Source organism: Plesiomonas sp. (assembly GCF_051650925.1).
Classification (GTDB): domain Bacteria; phylum Pseudomonadota; class Gammaproteobacteria; order Enterobacterales; family CAMTGL01; genus Plesiomonas.
This window is the reverse complement of the sequence record NZ_JBOFRH010000250.1, coordinates 1-1,998: the sequence shown is the minus strand read 5'-3', so window position 1 is coordinate 1,998 and position 1,998 is coordinate 1. Positions and strand designations below refer to the sequence as shown.

Below are 1,998 nucleotides of genomic sequence, written 5' to 3'. Positions count from 1 at the left end.
ATCGTACTCATTGGCATAATGATAAGGTAACCATTCAGATTTCATGTTGAATTGATATTCACTTGAGCAGGACAATCCGTTATTTTCTGCCGAATACAAAATAAGCAAATAAAACCGTCTTTTGGTGTACCCGATCATCAGCGTTAAGTCATACAAAGATCACATTTCAGCATGTAAACTTGCGTAACGAGCTTGCTTTAATGTTGCAAAGTGGCTGGTAGCGTAAATACTTAATTGAAGATGTATTTGTATATTTCGCGAGAAACAATATCGAAACAGTATTCTATGACTAACCGGTATAAGATAAGCGCCTGATAATAAGAAAATGTATTTACCCATAAATTGTATTGAAAAACAATGCATTAACGATACATTGAGAAAGCAATATCCGTGAGTGGGCTCACTAAATAACAATAATCAGGATCATCATGAAGACTAAAGCGCTAATTACTCTCCCTTTGCTCACTATAGCTGGCTACGCAAATGCGGCGGGGCCATTTGATATTCCAACAGAAAGTGGTTGGTCAGGATTTGTTTCTGCGGGCGTGAACGTAACTCGCAACTCATCAAACCTGTACCTTGGCCCAAGCGGCGAAGATGGTGCGAACAAACAAGTTAACAGCCTGACCAGTGATCCCTCAGGGAAGAATCAGGTAAGCCCTGCTTTTAACCTCGACTTGCGTTATACACTGGGTGACAGTGGCACTCAGTTCTATCTGGGTAACCTGATCCAAGATACCGTGCGTCTGGACTTCTCTCAGCAACTGGGGGTGCGTCAGCGTTTAGGCCAAAGCGGTATTGTTTCCGTATCGTATGTATTCTCCGGTTTACCGAATAAAGTGTGGCAAGACCCGTACGCCATTGGCACCGATCGCAGCGACACGCGCCGTGATATCAACGGCGTACAAGTGGGCTGGCAAAACATCATGGGCAGTAATTTCTCTGCCGATTACAGCTATCGTGATATCTCGGTCGACAGCGAGAACAGTGGCCAATTTTTGCTGAACAATATCGACCCAATTCTGGGCCGCACCTTAACCCAGCAAGAAGTTAACATGCTCAAGCGTAGCGGTAAGAGTCATACCAGCAAAGTCTCCTACTTCTACGCTATTGATCAACGCCAATCACTGATCCCTGAGTTTCGTTATGTCGATAACTCATTGGACGGCGATGCGATGAGCAATACGCAATTCGGTGGCTTGTTAAGTTATTTCTGGCGCTCTGAAGATTCGCAATACAACATCGTAAGTAACCTGTATTTAGGCAAAACCGATTATTCAGAGGCCAACCCAATCTTCGGCCAAAAAACAGATTCCACTGATTTTGCCGCCAACGTGGTACTGTTCAAAAATAATATCTTTGACGTGAAAAAATTGTCTGCCTATGCAGGCGTGGCATACGGCGAAATTAATTCGGATGTGAATTTCTTCAACACCACCCTGACTAACTTTACTACCGGTTTGCTGTATCGTTTTTGATGCGTCGAACTAATTACCGCATAACGTATTGAAAGCGTGGTAAGAATGTAAAAAGGTCACCACAGGATAAAGCTTAATCTTGTGGTGACCTTAATTTTATCTCTTACACACGACCTCAAAGTAACAATGAGCAAGTAATGAGCAAGTTAGCCTTGTAGTGCTTCTTCAATGGCCATGCGCACACGTTTATCCGAAACCGGATATGGCGTACCCAGTTGCTGAGCAAAGAAGCTCACGCGCAGCTCTTCCAACATCCAGCGAATTGCTTGTACTTTGTCTGGAATTGGCTGCCCTTTCGGAATTTTTGCCAACAGCTGTTGGTATTCCTGCTGCACGCATTCCACTTTCAGCATCTGCGCGCGATCGCGATTCGGATCAGTGGGTAACTTCTCCAAGCGGCGTTCGATGGCATTCAGATAACGCTGCAGATCTGCTAAACGCTGCCAGCCGGTGTCACTGACAAAACCACGGTAAATCAAACCGCCCATTTGCGCTTTCACATCAGACAGCGCAAAGGCCA

Annotated in this window: 2 protein-coding genes; one reads left to right on the top strand and one right to left on the bottom strand. The window is 44.7% G+C overall.

The annotated features are described in order from the left end of the window. The first annotated feature begins 428 nt into the window (after positions 1-428). Positions 429-1,478: a DUF2860 family protein gene (locus tag ACRC27_RS06020; RefSeq protein ID WP_438639420.1), complete on the top strand. Its 1,050-nt coding sequence runs from the start codon at positions 429-431 to the stop codon at positions 1,476-1,478. A gap of 146 nt (positions 1,479-1,624) precedes the next feature. Here ACRC27_RS06020 and ACRC27_RS06015 read toward each other — a convergent pair. Then, a partial coding sequence (locus tag ACRC27_RS06015; protein ID WP_438639419.1) for a DUF3418 domain-containing protein occupies positions 1,625-1,998 on the bottom strand: 374 nt, incomplete at its 5' end.